General features: G+C 42.4%; 17 protein-coding genes. 7 read left to right on the top strand and 10 right to left on the bottom strand.

Annotated features, from left to right (window positions below):
* The first annotated feature begins 11 nt into the window (after positions 1 to 11).
* The 4 genes from CYK47_RS04955 (at position 12) to rsfS (ending at position 2953) form a co-directional block, all read left to right on the top strand.
* Positions 12 to 797, top strand: a complete 786-nt coding sequence (locus CYK47_RS04955; protein ID WP_122899489.1) for a crotonase/enoyl-CoA hydratase family protein — start codon at positions 12 to 14, stop codon at positions 795 to 797.
* Positions 798 to 808: 11 nt separating this feature from the next.
* On the top strand, positions 809 to 1681 hold the full coding sequence (locus CYK47_RS04950) for an NAD(P)-dependent oxidoreductase (protein WP_122899487.1): 873 nt from the start codon (positions 809 to 811) through the stop codon (positions 1679 to 1681).
* Positions 1682 to 2467: a hydroxypyruvate isomerase family protein gene (locus tag CYK47_RS04945; protein ID WP_122899485.1), complete on the top strand. Its 786-nt coding sequence runs from the start codon at positions 1682 to 1684 to the stop codon at positions 2465 to 2467.
* Between the two features lie 84 nt (positions 2468 to 2551).
* Positions 2552 to 2953, top strand: a complete 402-nt coding sequence (gene rsfS / locus CYK47_RS04940) for a ribosome silencing factor (RefSeq protein WP_122899483.1) — start codon at positions 2552 to 2554, stop codon at positions 2951 to 2953.
* A gap of 79 nt (positions 2954 to 3032) precedes the next feature.
* On the opposite strand, the gene CYK47_RS04935 is transcribed toward rsfS, so the two are convergent.
* Genes CYK47_RS04935 through CYK47_RS04925 form a run of 3 tightly spaced genes read right to left on the bottom strand, consistent with a single transcriptional unit; the run spans position 3033 to position 5945 of the window.
* Positions 3033 to 4478, bottom strand: a complete 1446-nt coding sequence (locus CYK47_RS04935) for an NAD(P)(+) transhydrogenase (Re/Si-specific) subunit beta (RefSeq protein WP_122899481.1) — start codon at positions 4476 to 4478, stop codon at positions 3033 to 3035.
* 3 nt (positions 4479 to 4481) lie between these two features.
* Positions 4482 to 4805 (bottom strand): proton-translocating transhydrogenase family protein, encoded by a 324-nt coding sequence (locus tag CYK47_RS04930; protein WP_122899479.1) that lies wholly within the window; start codon positions 4803 to 4805, stop codon positions 4482 to 4484.
* A 12-nt stretch (positions 4806 to 4817) separates the two neighbouring features.
* On the bottom strand, positions 4818 to 5945 hold the full coding sequence (locus tag CYK47_RS04925) for a Re/Si-specific NAD(P)(+) transhydrogenase subunit alpha (RefSeq protein WP_122899476.1): 1128 nt from the start codon (positions 5943 to 5945) through the stop codon (positions 4818 to 4820).
* 779 nt (positions 5946 to 6724) lie between these two features.
* Between CYK47_RS04925 and CYK47_RS04920 the strand changes: the two genes are divergently transcribed.
* The 3 genes from CYK47_RS04920 to dusA all read left to right on the top strand — a co-directional run bounded on the left by CYK47_RS04920 (position 6725) and on the right by dusA (position 9913).
* Positions 6725 to 7645 carry a DMT family transporter gene (locus CYK47_RS04920; RefSeq protein WP_122899605.1) on the top strand — a complete coding sequence of 307 codons (921 nt, stop codon included), beginning with the start codon at positions 6725 to 6727 and terminating at the stop codon, positions 7643 to 7645.
* Positions 7646 to 8836 carry an MFS transporter gene (locus CYK47_RS04915; protein ID WP_122899474.1) on the top strand — a complete coding sequence of 397 codons (1191 nt, stop codon included), beginning with the start codon at positions 7646 to 7648 and terminating at the stop codon, positions 8834 to 8836.
* A gap of 66 nt (positions 8837 to 8902) precedes the next feature.
* Positions 8903 to 9913, top strand: coding sequence for a tRNA dihydrouridine(20/20a) synthase DusA (dusA, locus tag CYK47_RS04910; protein WP_122899472.1), 1011 nt, complete (start codon positions 8903 to 8905; stop codon positions 9911 to 9913).
* 31 nt (positions 9914 to 9944) lie between these two features.
* On the opposite strand, the gene CYK47_RS04905 is transcribed toward dusA, so the two are convergent.
* From CYK47_RS04905 to CYK47_RS04875, 7 genes are all read right to left on the bottom strand, one after another.
* A complete protein-coding gene (locus tag CYK47_RS04905; protein WP_122899470.1) occupies positions 9945 to 10697 on the bottom strand; it encodes a GNAT family N-acetyltransferase in 753 nt (250 codons plus the stop codon).
* A 403-nt stretch (positions 10698 to 11100) separates the two neighbouring features.
* Positions 11101 to 11871 (bottom strand): tRNA threonylcarbamoyladenosine dehydratase, encoded by a 771-nt coding sequence (locus CYK47_RS04900; protein ID WP_122899468.1) that lies wholly within the window; start codon positions 11869 to 11871, stop codon positions 11101 to 11103.
* Positions 11872 to 11927: 56 nt separating this feature from the next.
* Complete coding sequence (locus CYK47_RS04895) at positions 11928 to 12737, bottom strand: TatD family hydrolase (RefSeq protein WP_171407300.1); 810 nt, start codon at positions 12735 to 12737, stop codon at positions 11928 to 11930.
* A 2-nt stretch (positions 12738 to 12739) separates the two neighbouring features.
* Positions 12740 to 13675: an RsiV family protein gene (locus CYK47_RS04890; RefSeq protein ID WP_122899465.1), complete on the bottom strand. Its 936-nt coding sequence runs from the start codon at positions 13673 to 13675 to the stop codon at positions 12740 to 12742.
* Entirely contained in the window at positions 13650 to 14543 is an 894-nt protein-coding gene (locus CYK47_RS04885; protein WP_122899463.1) for a hypothetical protein, read from the bottom strand. The genes CYK47_RS04890 and CYK47_RS04885 overlap by 26 nt, the downstream gene beginning before the upstream one ends.
* A gap of 71 nt (positions 14544 to 14614) precedes the next feature.
* Entirely contained in the window at positions 14615 to 16207 is a 1593-nt protein-coding gene (locus CYK47_RS04880) for a peptide chain release factor 3 (protein WP_122899461.1), read from the bottom strand.
* A gap of 145 nt (positions 16208 to 16352) precedes the next feature.
* The gene (locus CYK47_RS04875; protein ID WP_171525754.1) at positions 16353 to 16841 is read right to left on the bottom strand and encodes a type IV pilin protein; all 489 of its coding nucleotides are present in this window, start codon (positions 16839 to 16841) and stop codon (positions 16353 to 16355) included.
* Positions 16842 to 16843 lie beyond the last annotated feature (2 nt).

The following is a 16843-nucleotide window of genomic DNA, read 5'->3' as shown; positions in this document are numbered from 1 at the left end:
AAGAGAATAAAATGGCCCATATCGAACTCGAATACCAAGATGGTATTGCTATTGTACGTTTAAATCGTCCAGAAAAACGCAATGCCATGAGCTTTTCCCTCCTCAAAGACTTGGTTAAAACTGCCGAACAATTACAAAAAAATCGGCAAGTACGCGCAGTCATTGTCACTGGCGAAGCACAGGTATTTAGTGCTGGCATTGACCTTGCCGACTTAAATAATTCTAAAAATCGTGCTTTTGCCACATGGGAATTAATTAAACCGGGGCAAAGTCTATTTCAAAAAGCCTTTTTAATTTGGCAACAACTGCCTGTACCTGTAATTGCCGCAATTGAAGGTTATTGCTTTGGTGCGGGTATGCAATTGGCATTGGCAGCCGATATTCGCATTGCACATCCCAACACACAAATGTCGATTATGGAAAGCCGTTGGGGCTTGGTACCAGACATGGGACTATCGCGCTCACTCTCAGGTTTAATTCCTTTGGATTTAGCCAAAGAACTCACCTTAACCGCGCGTATTTTTGATGGGCAGTATGCCAAAGACATTGGTTTAGTCACACATCTATCTGAACAGCCCTTACAGCAAGCAAAGCAATTGGCACAGGAAATCTGTAGCCGCTCACCTGATGCCATTTATGCAGCTAAACGGGTATTAGATGCCATGCAACATGCCCCGCATAAAGCTTTAAGGCTAGAGAAAATTTGGCAACTAAAATTATTACTGGGTAAAAACAGTCGTTTAGCACGACAAAAAGATAAAAACCCACAGATTGAATTTTTACCACGACAATTTTAATAGAGGGAACGATGCAATTGGCACATGGCAAAATCGCCTTTTTAGGTATGGGACTGATGGGTAGTCGAATGGCAACCCGTTTAATCAATGCCCAATTTGAAGTAGCGGTATGGAACCGTACTGCCAGCGCCTGTACGGCACTGCTTGAGCAAGGGGCACATGCGCTTGATTTAGCCAATATTGGCACTTATCCAGTGATTCTTTTATGTGTGGCAGATGATACAGCTGCTGAAAGCGTTTATGCGCAAATTGAAAACCAACTACAGGCACAGCAAATCATTGTGGATTTTTCCAGCTTATCTGTTGCTGCTACACAGCGCTTGTTCCAAGCTGCGGCCGCCAAGCAGGTGACTTGGATTGACTCACCAGTTTCAGGTGGCACAACAGGCGCCGAACAAGGCAGTTTAGTGGTTTTTGCAGGCGGTGATGCAGCCACGATTGCCGATTTAAGCCCAATTTATCAAGTACTAGCACAGCGTGTTACGCGTATGGGCGACAGCGGCACAGGTCAAGCCACTAAAATTTGCAATCAATTGATTGTCGCTGCCAACAGCACTTTAATTGCCGAGGCTGTTGCTTTGGCAGATCAAGCAGGCGTAGATACTACTTTACTCGCGCCCGCCCTAGCCGGTGGATTTGCCGACTCAAAACCCTTTCAAATTTTAAGCCCGCGGATGGCGACCCATATATTTGAACCTGTACAATGGAAAGTACAAACCCTCGCCAAAGATTTAAACAATGCTGTGCAATTGGCACAAGACTTTGGTTTGCATATTCCAGTGGCAAAACAAGCCTTATCGCAACTCACGACCCATCAAAATCAGGGCTATGCTCAAGCAGATTTAGCCACTGTGATTCATTTGCTTGAAGCCAATCAGGAATAAATCATGAAACTCGCTGTTAATTTATCCATGATTTTTACCGAAGTGCCCTTGATTGAGCGCTTTGCTTTAGCCTGCCAATACGGTTTTTCGCATGTCGAAATTCAATTTCCCTATGAATTATCGATTGCTGAGATTCAAGCCCAGTTACAGCAACATAGCTTAAGTTTATGTTTAATTAATGTCCCTGCTGGCGACTTAATGCAAGGCGGTAACGGCTTGGCCGGTGTACCGGGTCAAGAAATTGCGTTTCGACATGCCGTTGAACAAGCTATTGAATATGCCACTGCTTTAAATGTGCCAAGCGTTAATATTTTAGCCGGCAAACAACCGCTCGATGCTGACCTATTGCCTTGCTTACGCACCCTTGCTAGTAACTTAAAATTGGCTTGCCAAATGCTGAGTGACTTTAAAATTCAACCAGTGTTTGAAATGATTAATGGCACAGATATGCCGCGTTTTTTGCTACAAAATATTGCGCAAGCCCAAGAGATGCTTGAGGTGGTGAATAATCCTTGCCTAAAAATGCAATATGATTGCTATCATATGGCCATGATGGGCGAAGATGTACTAGGTGCCTTACAAGAAAATATTGAAAATATTGGACATATTCAATTTGCTGATTGTCCAGGACGCCATCAACCCTCAACCGGTCAAATCGACTATCAGGCGATTTTTGCTTATCTTAAAGACAGTCCCTACTCAGGCTATGTGGCTGCCGAATATCGTCCGCAAAGTCAGTCTCAGCAGTCCTTTGCGTGGAAAGCACAATATTTTCCAAGTAGTTAAGCAGTTTATCGGGTGGCGGTTTGAAATTTAGCGCTAAATTCGCTATATTAGAAGGTGAGTTATTGTCTGGAAATATTAACCTTTATGAATTTAGAACCATCGCCCAGCGCTTCTAATTCTCACGATCTTGCAATGAATTCTCAAACTAAAGACGTACAAGCATGCTTAAATGTTGTACGCGAAGCTTTAGAAGATGTAAAAGCTAAAGATATCGTGACATTAGATGTCAGCACGATCAGTAACGTTGCAGATGCTATTGTCATTGCTAGCGGCACATCAACCCGTCATTTGAAGGCGCTTGCCAATAACGTGGCTGAAGAAGCACGTAAAGCAGGCTTCCGCCCTCTTGGTATTGAAGGCGAACAAGATGCTGAATGGATCTTAATTGATCTAGGTTTTGTAGTAGTGCATGCAATGCTCCCTACAGCGCGTAAATTCTACGATCTTGAAAGTTTATGGCGTACCCAGCCAGAAACTATGGCTTAAAAAGCATAAAGCGACCTTGATGGTCGCTTGTTTCATGCTATAAAAAACCGCCCTAAGGCGGTTTTTTTATGGCTGTAGTTTAGTGACCTGTACCATTAATCGCTTTAGTCATATCTTCAACCACTTTTTTAGCATCACCAAACACCATCATGGTTTTGTCGTTATAGAACAAGTCATTGTCTAAACCGGCATAACCTGTAGCCATTGAACGCTTAATCACCATAGTGATACGGGCTTTATGCGCTTCTAAAATTGGCATACCATAAATTGGTGAGCTTGGATCATCTTTAGCTGCAGGATTCACCACATCATTAGCACCAATCACCAATACCACATCGGTTGCAGGAAAGTCTGAGTTAATCTCGTCCATTTCCAAGATGTCTTCATAGGGTACATCAGCTTCTGCAAGCAATACGTTCATATGACCCGGCATACGCCCTGCCACTGGATGAATCGCAAAACGTACTGTCACGCCTTGTTCTTTGAGCAAATTAGCCAGTTCCTTGACTGCATTTTGCGCACGACCCTGTGCCATACCATAACCCGGTACAATCACCACGCTATCGGCATTTGACATTAAGAAGCCTGCATCATCGGCCGAACCTGAACGATAATTACGTTGTACTTTTTCACCAGCATCAGCATTGGCCACAGCTACTCCACCCATCGCACCACCAAATAACACATTGATAATTGAACGGTTCATGGCTTTACACATGATGTAAGACAAAATTGCACCTGATGAGCCGACCAAAGAACCTGCCACAATCAGCATGTTATTTTCTAAAGTAAAACCAATCCCTGCTGCTGCCCAACCTGAGAATGAGTTGAGGAGTGAAACCACCACTGGCATATCACCGCCACCGACTGGCGCAATCCATACCCAACCAAAGATTAATGCTAAAGCGGTCATGGCCCAAAATGCTGGCATGCTGCCTGTAGTAAAGAAAGTAAAACCACAGATGAGCATGGCAATGAAAATTAATGCTTGCACAGGTTTAACCCAAGCACCAGCAATGGTTTTAGCCCATTTCTTAGCGGCTAATTTACCGTAAGCAAATACAGATGCAGTAAAGGTAATTGCCCCAACAAAGCAGCCTACAAACAATTCAAATAAATGCACGCTGCTCATTTGGTGGAAATTGACACCGTTGGCTGCTAATAAATCAGGGCCAATGGCAATGAGTTTATTATTGTGAATAATCGCTGCAATGGCGATGAGTACTGCTGCTAAACCCACCAGTGAGTGCATCAGTGCTACAGTTTCCGGCATTTGGGTCATAGGCACCGTACGCGCACGGGCAATACCCACAACCGCACCGGCTGCCATTGCCGCTAAAATCATCCAAACCACTGGATTTTCAGCCACGAAGAAAGTGGTCACTACCGCAATCCCCATGGCAAGCATGCCATAGCGGTTACCAGTAATTGCCGTTTTGGGACCTGATAAACCACGTAGCGTTAAGATGAACAGTACTGCGCCAATCAGATAGAACCAATCCGCATAGTCTCGAATAAATTCCATGATTTAACCCTCTGTTTTCTTAGCTTTTGGTTTAAACATTTCCAGCATACGTGCTGTCACTGCAAAGCCACCAAAAATATTAATACTGGCCAAAAACACGGCAATCGCACCCAGTACACTTACGACGTTAATGCTTTGAAAATCAACGCTGCCCTCGACACCAACCATCGGTAGACCCACAGTTTGAATCATAGCTCCGACAATGATGATTGAAGAAAGCGCGTTCGTCACTGCCATTAATGGCGTATGTAAAGCCGGCGTTACGCCCCATACCACGTAGTAACCTACAAAGATGGCAAGGACAAAAATTGTAATCGTTTCAACCATGATTTTTGCTCCTTAACCACGTTTGAGTAGGACTTGACCGCCATGTGCGACCATTAAAGCTTTTTGAATTTCATCTTCTTGATTCAATGCCAGTTTTTTATCTGCATCAAATAACGTTTCAACAAAATTGTAAACATTGCGGGCATACAGGGCCGAAGCTTCGGTCGCTACAGTTGCCGGAATATTGGGTACGCCTAAAATCTTAACGCCATTGGCTGTGACTACGGTTTCACCGCATTTAGAGCCAGCCACGTTACCACCAGTTTCAACGGCCATATCCAAAATCACCGAACCCGGTTTCATTTTGGCTACTGTGTCCGCTTGAATTAAACGCGGCGCATCACGGCCCGGTAATAATGCGGTGGTAATCACGATATCGGCATTGGCAACGGCTTTATCGACAATTGCGGCTTGGTCTTTGATATATTGTTCGCCCGGCATCCAGCCATAACCATTTTTTGCCGCTTCAGCAGCACGGTTTTTCTCTTCTTCGGACATTGGCACATCGAGCCATTTACCGCCTAAAGATTCCACTTGGTCTTTTGCGGTTGGACGTAAATCGGTGGCTTCAACCACAGCGCCTAAACGCTTGGCGGTAGCAATCGCTTGTAGACCGGCTACACCTACGCCCATCACCACTACACGCGCAGGTTTTACTGTACCTGCGGCAGTCATGAGCATAGGGAACATGCGTTGATATTCATTAGATGCCAATAACACTGCCTTATAACCGGCAAGATTGGCCTGTGACGACAACACATCCATGTTTTGCGCACGCGATAAGGTACGCGGTAACAATTCAAGGGCAAATGCGGTGACATTTTGCTTGGCAAACAGCTCTAGCTCAGGATTACGGTAGGGATCAAACATCGCCACCACATGACTGCCTTGCGGAAGTTTTTGAATTTCTTCGGCTTTCGGCGCACGTACTTTTAAAATAATTTCACTGCCGCTATAGGCATCTTCGGTGAGCTTAGCACCGACTTGTTCATAACTACTGTCAATATAGGCAGCACGAATACCAGCACCGCGTTCGATCACCACTTGATGACCGGCATTGACTAGTTTTTTTACTGTTTCTGGTGTGGCAGCAACACGATGTTCACCGGCTACTGTCTCGGTTGGGATTCCGATCTGCATGAGCGTCCCTCAAGCTAGTTTTTGTCAAGCAAACGCCAAATCACTGGCGTTTTCCCTCTGGTTATTTTTTGTTGATTTTTTGGATTCTAATTGAAATTTTTTCTATTTCTACCTAGTATTTATTTAATAAATGTTCAAAACATGAACTGATGATTCATAAAAAATCGTGAAATCACCAAATGATTTTGCTTTTTTTAAGCCAATTTATCCCTTTTTAGCTTTTTTTAAGTGTCTGTACTGTGCAATCGGCTCAGTATTTAGCTGCTTTTATCCAGTCAATTAACATCCAAAGCACAATGTATTAATCTGTCGGTAAAGTACAGGTTTAGGCTATTTTTTCACCAAGTTAGTATATTGAAAGATGATATATTCTCATTATTGCAACTTAAGTTTTTGATCACATCATCCTCGCCTGCCCCACGCACACATTCGCCCTATTGCACTGACTAGGCTCTCAATTTTTTGATGCTGACGCTCAGGAAAAAGTCACAGCTGCTGACATAAATACTTTAAAAAAAATTTGATCGATATTTTTTTCAGTGATATTACCAGTTCATTTCTAGCCTTAATTTGTGTGTTTTTGCACCATAATAAAGCAATACATATATAAAAACCCTATGAATTATTTAACTTTTCTTTATACAAACAACCTAAACCACTTTCTCAAGGCATGATAAAGTAGCCCTAAAATTTTAACTGTAGCAGTTTAAAATCTAACTCAAAACATAAGATGCTTCGTCCTTCATGTTGTTCTTTAGCCCATATATTTGAAACCTATGATGATTCCTCGCCCCAGCTCGAGCCAATTTGGTGCATTGTTTGCCATTTGTGCCGCTTTGTTATTTAGCAGCAAAGCGATCTTTATTAAACAAGCCTATGCACTCTCGCCTTTGGTGGATGGGACGGTTCTGGTCGCATTACGGATGGCAAGCGCCTTACCGTTTTTCTTAATCATCGCGTGGCTGAGTCGTCACCAAAAACAGCGCCTTAGTCGGCAGGATTGGCTGATTTTATGGGCAGCAGGGTTGTTGGGTTATTATTTTTCGAGTTGGCTCGATTTTATGGGTCTGATGTATATTAGCGCCTCATTAGAACGGATTATTTTATTTTTATATCCCACCTTAACTGTGCTTGCCTCTAGCGTTTTATTCAAACAAAAACTGAGCTTAAAAACCATCGTTGCCTTGGCCTTAAGTTATGGTGGTACGGTTATTGTGATGCTGCAAGAGCAAGCCCATACACCACATAACCATGATTTTTGGTTGGGCGCGAGTTTGGTCTTTGCCAGTGCAGTATGTTTTGCCGCTTACTTACTGATGACACCACGTTTAATTCGGCAGTTTGGTTCATGGCATTTTAATGCTTTGGTACTGAGCATTGCCTGTGTAGGCACTTTAGTACATTTTATACTGGCTACCCCTGCGCCATTACAATTACTGGCACAACTGCCCACTCAAGTGCTGTACTATGGTATTGCGCTTGGAATTTTCGTGACCGTATTACCTACGATTTTAATGGCACAAAGTATTCAGCGTTTGGGGCCAGCACATTCTGCCATGATTGCCTCGATTGGCCCCATTCTGACCATTATTCTGGCCACGATTTTTCTAGGCGAATATATGAATGCCATTCAATGGTTGGGCTGCGCCTTAAATATTGTGGGAGTTCTCATGATTACACTTGCGAAAAAGACAGCCTAAATGCAAAAAGATTTAGATATTAGTCAAGATAAAGCACTGCTTTGGCTAATGGCAATTGCCTGTGGTTTATGTGCGGGCACCAACTACTATTGCCAGCCCTTAGTCAGTTCTATTCAAGCTTATTTTCAAGTCCCTGAATCACAAGTCGCGCTTACCGTAACGTTTGCGCAAGTGGCTTATGCTTTGGGTTTGCTTTTTATTGTCCCGATTGGCGATATTGTCAATAAAACTAAATTTATTCCGCTGTTGATGCTATTGGCTTCAGTCGGTTTATTTATCTCTGCTTTATCCAACAATATTTATCTGCTGTGGTTTGGCACTATCGTGGCCAGTTTATTTTCGGTGGCTGCGCAAGTCCTTATTCCATTTGCCACGATGGCCGTTAAAGCTGAAAAAACTGGTCAAGTGATTGGCTTTTTAATGAGTGGCTTATTGGTGGGCATTTTATTATCCACCAGTATTGCTGGGGTTTTATCAGAACTTTGGCATTGGAAGATGATTTACGTGCTCAGTGGCTCACTCATGTTGGTTTTAGCCTTTTTACTAAAATCGCGTTTACCTTATTTACTCCGTTTAAACTTAAGTTATCTGGATATTTTCCGTTCCATGGGCAGTTTACTGCAACAAGAACCGCGTTTAGTTTTACGTTCTTTGATAGGGGGTTGCTGCTTTGCTGCCATGAGTATTTTGTTTTCGACCATTGCATTACTACTTACACAAAAGCCCTTTTATTTAAGCGATATTTGGGTAGGTTTAATTACTTTGGTGGGCGTGTTTGGTGCACTTTCGAGTAGTTATTTAGGTCGTTTTGCTGACCGTGGTCGCACACAATTACTCACACTTTTAGGCTTAACAACCTTAGCCAGCAGTTGGGCATTGTTATATGGCGGTGCGGTCTCACTACTGAGTTATATTTTAGGTTATGCCTTAATTAACTTGGGTTTAGCGATGGTACACACCGCCAATCAAGGCATTGTGTTTCGTTTACGCCCTGATGCCAAATCACGAATTAACTCGATTTATATGACCACCTATTTTATTGGTGGTGCTTGCGGCTCTGCGCTTGGAGTCTTTTCTTGGCAACATGGTGGTTGGTACATGAGCTGCCTCGCGGGTTTAGTCTTAGTTGGCTGTGCTGCGCTATTTGCGCTACTGGATCAGCACTATATAAAATTTCGACACAGTGCTTAGGGCTGTCGATTTTTACCCAAAAGCCGTATAATGCCGCGCTCTCGTTGTTTGAAGTCTTAGGTCCTTATGTCTGCTCTGCAATCTTTACAGCCTCGTATTTCGGTCGCGCCCATGATGGATTGGACCACTAAAGATTACCGCTATTTCGCGCGTTTATTTAATCCGAATGTGATTTTATATACCGAAATGGTGACTACAGGTGCCATTATTCATGGTGATGCCAAACGGCATTTAGACTTTAACCAAGAAGAACAGCCTATTGTGTTACAGCTGGGTGGTTCAAATGCCAAAGATTTAGCCCTGTGTAGCAAGATGGCACAAGATTGGGGTTATAACGAAGTCAACCTGAATGTGGGTTGCCCAAGTGACCGCGTACAAAACAATAAAATTGGCGCGTGCCTGATGGCTGAGCCTGACCTTGTTGCAGAATGTATCGCTGAAATGCGTAATGCTGTGGATATCCCTGTGAGCGTGAAGCACCGTATTGGGATTGACGACATGCACTCGTATGAAGAGATGCTGCATTTTGTCGATACCGTAGCAAAAACTGGTTGTAACAATTTTATTGTGCATGCACGTATTGCGTTGCTACAAGGTTTATCACCTAAAGAAAACCGTGAAGTACCACCGCTACGTTATGAAGATGTCTATCGTTTAAAACAAGATCGTCCTGATTTAATCATTGAGATTAATGGCGGCATTAAAACTTATGCTGAAACTCAACAACATTTAAAGCATGTCGACGGGGTCATGATTGGTCGTGAGGCGTATCACAACCCATACCTATTGGCAGAATTAGGTCAGCTTTGGAATTTAGAAGCACCGGATCGTTTTGAGATTATGGCTGAAATGATGCCATATATTGCCAAACGTTTAGCAGAAGGTGCACCGCTGTCGATTATCACCCGTCATATTTTAGGTTTATTCCAAAACTTACCCGGTGCACGTAAATGGCGTCAGGCTTTAAGTGGCGGCAATGCCAAAACCTTAAAAGATGTGGAAAATGCGATTTTAAATATGCAAGATGCGATTAAACGCACCGAAGATTATTTGCGTGAGCAGCAAGCACAACAATAAAAAAAAGCCCCCCAATTGGGGGGGCTTTTTTTTACATATGACCACAAGCTTTTTGATAAAAGTCTAAGTCATTGGCACTCCACTGTTTAGACATATCATGCAATTGCACTGGGCTTAACACTTTATAACGATCATAAACCCCAAACATTTTTAGCATATTACGTACCACAGCAATATTACTTTGCCCTTGGCAACGACGACGCACCAATTTCCATGCGCGTTCTACATCCATATACAATAAGGATGAGGTAACGCCGTTATATTCATCTAAAACCCGATTATCACCGACTTTTTTAAAGAATAGACGTTCGTAAAATGAGGCTTTTTTACTATCAACCTGAATAAAGATATGCTTGGCGCGGACTTTAAAAATAGCAAACAACACGGCGCTTGAATATAAATCGTAAAAAAGGTTTTGATGTTGATAATCTTCACGAATCGCCAATGATGCCAATTCAATCCGTTTACCCGCTTTAATGTTTAAGGCATCAATATCGGCTTGATAAGCCCCATAAGCAGGTAAATATTGGTCTTGAATAATCCCAATGGTCCCCACAATGCTGTCATTTTCTTTAGCCGTAAATAAAAAATTAGAACTGTGACAATATTGCGGTAAATATAAAAATGGTGTGCCTTGTTTTAAGTAGCCACACTTATGGTAATTGGTATACAGTAATTGACTGCTTTGCAACAGATCGTTGATTTGAGTCACTTGACCAATGACAAGCTGGTCAAAATTAGTTTTTATGCGGAACAGCCGGCTTTCCACTAAATTGTCTTTCATTTATAACCCACTAGGACGTGATTTGGAGAGAAATTAATAACAACGTCGGGAATTGATAGGGCAATATCAATTTTCCAAGCTTATGTTAGACAATTCAGACTGGATAAGGATTGACCATACCTGACAAATTAAAAACAAAATTTTTCAAAAAACATACTAAAAACATGGTTTTGTTGTTCGATTGTTATTAAGTTTTTAGCATGCTCACAAAAACATTAACCAAATAGCAGATTGATTTTATAGCTAGACTGAATTGACACTTTTGTAGATTTACTTAGCATTTTATATGCTGAATATTTAATTTATTTGAATTTTTTAGAATAAATAAGCAGCCTGATAAAAAAATCCCAAGTGATTTACTTGGGATTTTTTGTTTAAAAAACTGGCAAAGGATTGGCAAAAACTATCCTTGACGTTGTTTAAGCTGATCGAGTTTTTTGAGCACTTCTGCCACCGCCACCATCGCAAAACTCGAAGTGACCACTACAGCAGAGCCATAGCCACCACAGCGTAAGCCAGCACTTGGGCAAACATCAGCACTTGAAAATGGATTATCGATGGAGTAAACGCAGGTAATGCCAAATTTTTCTTTGGGCTTTTTACAAATACCTTTGCTGCGTAATTGGGCACGTAACTTGGCTAACATTGGGTCTTGTTCTGTCTTAGATAAATCTGCAACACGAATTTTTAAGGGATCTAATTTTCCGCCCGCGCCACCTGACACAATTAATGGAATCTTGTTAAAGCGACAGTGCAACATTAAGGCAAATTTTGCTTTAACATCATCAATACAATCTAAGATTAAATCGGGTGGATCTTGTAAAAGCTGTTTGACATTTTCAGGCGTTAGATAATCATCCACTAAATTAATTTTAATTCGTGGATTAATCGCAAGGCAGCGCTCTGCCATCACTTCGATTTTTTCATGCCCTAAAGTTGTAGTCATCGCTGGCAATTGACGATTAATATTGGATGCAGCCACCACATCCATGTCCACTAAGGTCAACTCGCCAATGCCTGTGCGTGCTAAAGCTTCTACCGCCCAAGAACCTACACCGCCAATTCCAATGACCATGACATGGCTGTTGGCATAATGCTCAAATTCAGCCTCACCATAAATTTTGGCAACCCCGGCAAAACGGCGCTCATATTCGTCATCTAATACATCAGTCATGGGGCAATCAACATTGTTACAAGTGCTGCTATTTTACTGTGTTTAGCAGTGGGGAGCTAGAGCGCTAAGGCTGCAAAGCTATTGCGCCATAGAATCTGGGCTAAATCCTGTTGCTGTACATTCAAGCTTTTTGCTAAGGCTTCAAGCACATAGATTAAATTGGCCGGGGTATTACGGGTTCGGCTGTGCTGGTCTAATTGACAGCATAGCGGCGTCATATCAGGGCAATCAGTTTCTAATACGAGGTGCTGTGCGCCAATGGTTTGCACCACAGTATGCAATTTTTTGGCATTCGGGTTACTGATCTGCCCTGTTACACCAATTTTAAAGCCCAACTGAATAAAGGCTTTGGCTTCTTCGACCCCACCACTAAAGGCGTGTGCAATCCCACCGTGCTTAAAGCGATGTTGCTTTAACATTTTTAATACTTCGGCATGAGATTTACGAATATGTAATAGCACTGGTTTTTGATATTGCTGCGCCAGTTCCAGCTGCACTGCAAAATAATGCTGTTGCTTGGCAAATAGATCAGGTTGTTTATGCACTTTTAAAAAGGTATCTAAACCAATTTCACCTATCGCAACACAGTTTTCGCGCTGCAAAAATTGTTCTACTTGCTGCAAATGTTCAGCTTGGTGTTGTTCGATATAAAAAGGATGCAAACCGGGAGCCAAATGCACTTTTGGTACATCGGGTTGTTGTTGTAATTGCTTTTGACAGGCAATTAAATTTTGAAAGCGCTCGGCAATAAAGCCAATTAATACTAAATGCTCCACGCCCATTTTTTTGGCCAATGCCGCCAGTTGCAGCCGATCTTGATCAAAGTCTGGCACATCAAAATGGGTGTGAGTATCAAATAAGGTAATGCTCATGGGTTTTGCATCGCAGCTTTAGGCGCAGGTAAATATTCAGGTTTTAAAATCCCGTTTAGATCTTCATAGTTAATGACCAATTTGGGTAAACCCACCACATAGGGGCCAATTTCATATTCGGCATATTGCAAAATTAAACCTTGCTGACTTAAATAGAAATTATCTGAAAGATGAAATTTCCATGCCTGTTCATAGTCACGAATATTTTCTGCCAATTTCGCCTCAAGTACCCATTGTTTAAATACAGCATAAGCCACTTTTTCTAAGGCTGCCTGCTGCTTGGGCAATACGATATCTTTGAGGGAAATCAGTTGCTTGCTTTCTAAATCAAAGTTGGCATATTGCTGTGACGATGAACCATGTGCCCCACCCAAATAGCTACTGCTATTTAACACTACTGTGGCTAATGGAGCTTGATTATTTAAAATCCTTGGCTTAACCATCACACTAATTTGATGATTGGCACTCAAGTCCTTCAGCTCTTGATCTAAGTATAAGAATGAACCAACATAAGGTTGCAATTGTTGCTCTAAAGTTGTTTTAGCTGTGAGTTCTGGGGCTTTTACCTCTGATGCTGGCGAAGCTTGTGATGCTGCTAATTGAGCTTGTGAAGCAATCTTCTGTTCAAGCTCAGAATTAGGCGCAATCGATAAAATTTGCTGCATCAGTTTTAAAATTTCGGCATCTATCCATGCATCAATATAGGGTTGATTACTGTTTAAACGCTCTATATCAATTTCAGGGCAATTGTTAGCATCACACTCAGGTAGGCTTAAATCGAGCGCTTGATTTTCACCGTCTAAACTCAATACAGCTTCAGGCATTACAGCTTCAGATGTAGCTTGAGCTTGTGGGGGTGCTTCGGGCTTAGGATTACAAGCAGTCAACAGAGCAATGCTTAAAACACTAAGCAGCGCGATTTTTGCTTTCATGAGGTTCCTCTCGCGTCGATTTAGAATGAAATAAAATCTGGTAAAGTTCTGCTTTGAGCACACGTTTGCTTTGGGCAGTGTTTAAATACACATCCAATTGCTCGGCTGTTGGGCTAATCTGACCGGCACGAAAGTGTAAACCAATCCCCTCTTGGTCATAAAACCATTGTCCTTGTTGCCACGCCAATTGCGAAGGCGCAGCAGTTTTCACTTCATCGCTTTGTGTGCTCAGCCACTTTTTATAGTGTTGATTTAAAATATCTTGCAAGGTTTTGGCATAATCAGGCGCAATAACCTGTTTCACTGGCAAATGCTGCTGCTTATTGCGATCCGCCACAAAGAAATATAAACGATTTAGCACTTTGGTTTCGGCCTGATGGCTATTAACCTGTATTTGCAATAAGACAATGCCATTTTTTTGATGAACGACCACTGTGTCTAAGTCTAGCTGAAAGGCTTGATGCTGGCGATATTGTTGTTGCCATTCTTTGGAAGCGGCTGCATAACGATTGACTGCTTGTTGTAAAGTTAAATTGGCTGGATCTTGTTGCAGTTGCAGCATCAAAACCTCAGCTTGACGTGTGTTTAACCACGTATTAAACCATGCGTCTTCTGTAGTTAAGCTATTGATATTTAGCTCTAAGCAATTTTGATCAGCACATTTAGGCAGTACAAACTGCGCTGGTGCTGATTGGGCAGCTAAATAAGGTAGAACTTGAGCAGCTTCAACTGTGGTGACAGCTTTAGGAGAAATAGGAGGCGCTGATTCGACCTTAACAGGTGCTTCCACAGGTGCTTTTGCATCATTACAAGCAGTTAAAGTGACGAGCAAAGCGATACAAAGCGCTGGCTTGCTAACAGCAAACATAAAAAAGGCCTAATACAAGATTAGGCCTATCATAGAACAGTCTGCTTTAGACTGTTTTATATTTCGGTAACTTAGTGCTCACGGGTGTTACGGAACACAATGTCAGGATAACGTTCTTGCATCAGCTGTAAGTTGACACGGCTTGGCGCAAGATAAGTTAAATGACCACCACCATCGACTGACAATTGGTCATGGGCTTTTTTCTTAAATTCGTTGAATTTCTTCTCGTCATCACAGGTCACCCAACGTACAGTATTAATGCTCACTGGCTCGTACACGCAGTCGACTTTGTACTCTTCTTTTAAGCGATACGCGACCACTTCAAACTGAAGTACCCCCACCGCACCCACGATTAAATCGTTATTGTGCTGTGGCATAAACACCTGTGTTGCACCTTCTTCAGACAGCTCTTTTAGACCTTTTTGCAACTGTTTAGATTTTAAAGGATCTTTTAAGCGTACACGGCGGAACATTTCTGGTGCAAAGTGTGGAATACCAGTGAACTGTAAGTTTTCACCTGAAGTAAAGGTATCACCAATTTGAATGGTACCGTGGTTATGCAAACCAATGATATCACCCGGCCATGCTTCTTCTAAATGCTGACGGTCACCCGCAAGGAAAGTCAAAGCATCTGAAATACGCACGTCTTTACCAATACGCACATGCTTCATTTTCAAGCCTTTTTCATATTTACCTGAGCAAATACGCATAAAGGCAATACGGTCACGATGTTTTGGATCCATATTGGCTTGGATTTTAAATACAAAACCTGTAAAGCCTTCTTCTTTGGCATCAACTACACGATCTTGGGTCGGATGCGCTTTTGGCTCTGGGGCATATTGGCTAAATGCATCCAGTACATGATCGACACCAAAGTTACCCAATGCTGTACCAAATAGCACAGGTGTTTGACGACCCGCTAAGAATTCTTCACGGTCTAATGGCTCATTGGCCATTTGTACCAGTTCTAGTGACTCTTCAAATGCCGCCCATGCTAATTCACCCACTTTTTCACGTAAGTCTGCATGATCATAGCCATCACGCACTTCAATCTCAGTAATTACTGAACCAAAGCCCGCTTTATACACATAGAATTTTTCTTCGATCAGGTTATATACCCCTGCGAAGTCACGACCTGTGCCCAGTGGCCACGTTAACGGCACACATTTAATTTTTAAAACGTTTTCGATTTCATCTAACAATTCTAATGGCTCGCGGATTTCACGGTCCATTTTGTTGACAAAAGAAATGATCGGTGTGTCACGCATACGACACACGTCCATTAATTTAATGGTACGGTCTTCGACACCCTTGGCACCATCGATTACCATTAAGGCAGAATCGACTGCGGTTAAGGTACGATAGGTATCTTCCGAGAAGTCTTCGTGTCCCGGGGTGTCGAGTAGGTTGATCATTTTGTCTTTGAATGGGAACTGCATGACCGATGTCGTGATCGAGATGCCACGTTCTTTTTCCATTTCCATCCAATCCGATGTCGCACCACGGTCAGATTTACGGCTTTTGACCATACCTGCCACCTGAATCGCTTGACCCCATAACAGCAGTTTTTCTGTCATGGTGGTTTTACCAGCATCGGGATGGGAAATAATCGCGAAAGTACGACGTTGAGCGACTTGTGCCGCTAATTCATCTTTAAAACTCATGGAATATACACCTACTGCAAGAGCTGCAGTGCAACGATCAGATTTGATCAAATAGATAAAAATTGCCGATATTGTAGCGGAATCAGGCTCGTTCTTCTATTGTCTTTTCTCTAAGCAAACAAGCAGATTCAAAAAGCCAGTTGCTTTATTGCTGCCATGCTGCGGGACAAGCGGGTAAAGTTAAACTTCCAGTTGAGTCTTTACTTAGATAAGGGACTGCATCATCTTGATTTTCATACCAACACTGCGCGCCTGTATGAATTAAGCTAATTTTACCTGTTCCGTCTTGCGTCGAGTTGGCTGTTGGAGTGGCAACCAATAACCAAGTACTGTTTTGACTGTTGGCTTGATCTAGTGGCACACCATAGGCATCGGTTAAGCTTAAGTGATAGTTTGGATTGGATTGCGGATAATCCGCGCCACCCAACTGAGCTATACTCATCCCTGCAAAGCTTTGATTGACCAATTTATAACTGGCCAATTGCTGTGCCAAGCTCATTAAATGGGCTTGTACTTCCACGCGTTTACTCTTTTTCACATATTGCTGATAATTGGGAATCGCAATCGCCGCGAGAATTGCCACGACTGCAACCGCAAGCATTAATTCGATAATGGTAAAACCACGTACTGACATTA

Origin of the sequence: Acinetobacter sp. B51(2017), from assembly GCF_003711395.1 — a bacterium.
Lineage (GTDB): Bacteria > Pseudomonadota > Gammaproteobacteria > Pseudomonadales > Moraxellaceae > Acinetobacter.
The sequence above is the reverse complement of the archived record's forward strand: the minus strand, read 5'-3'. Positions and strand labels throughout refer to the sequence as shown.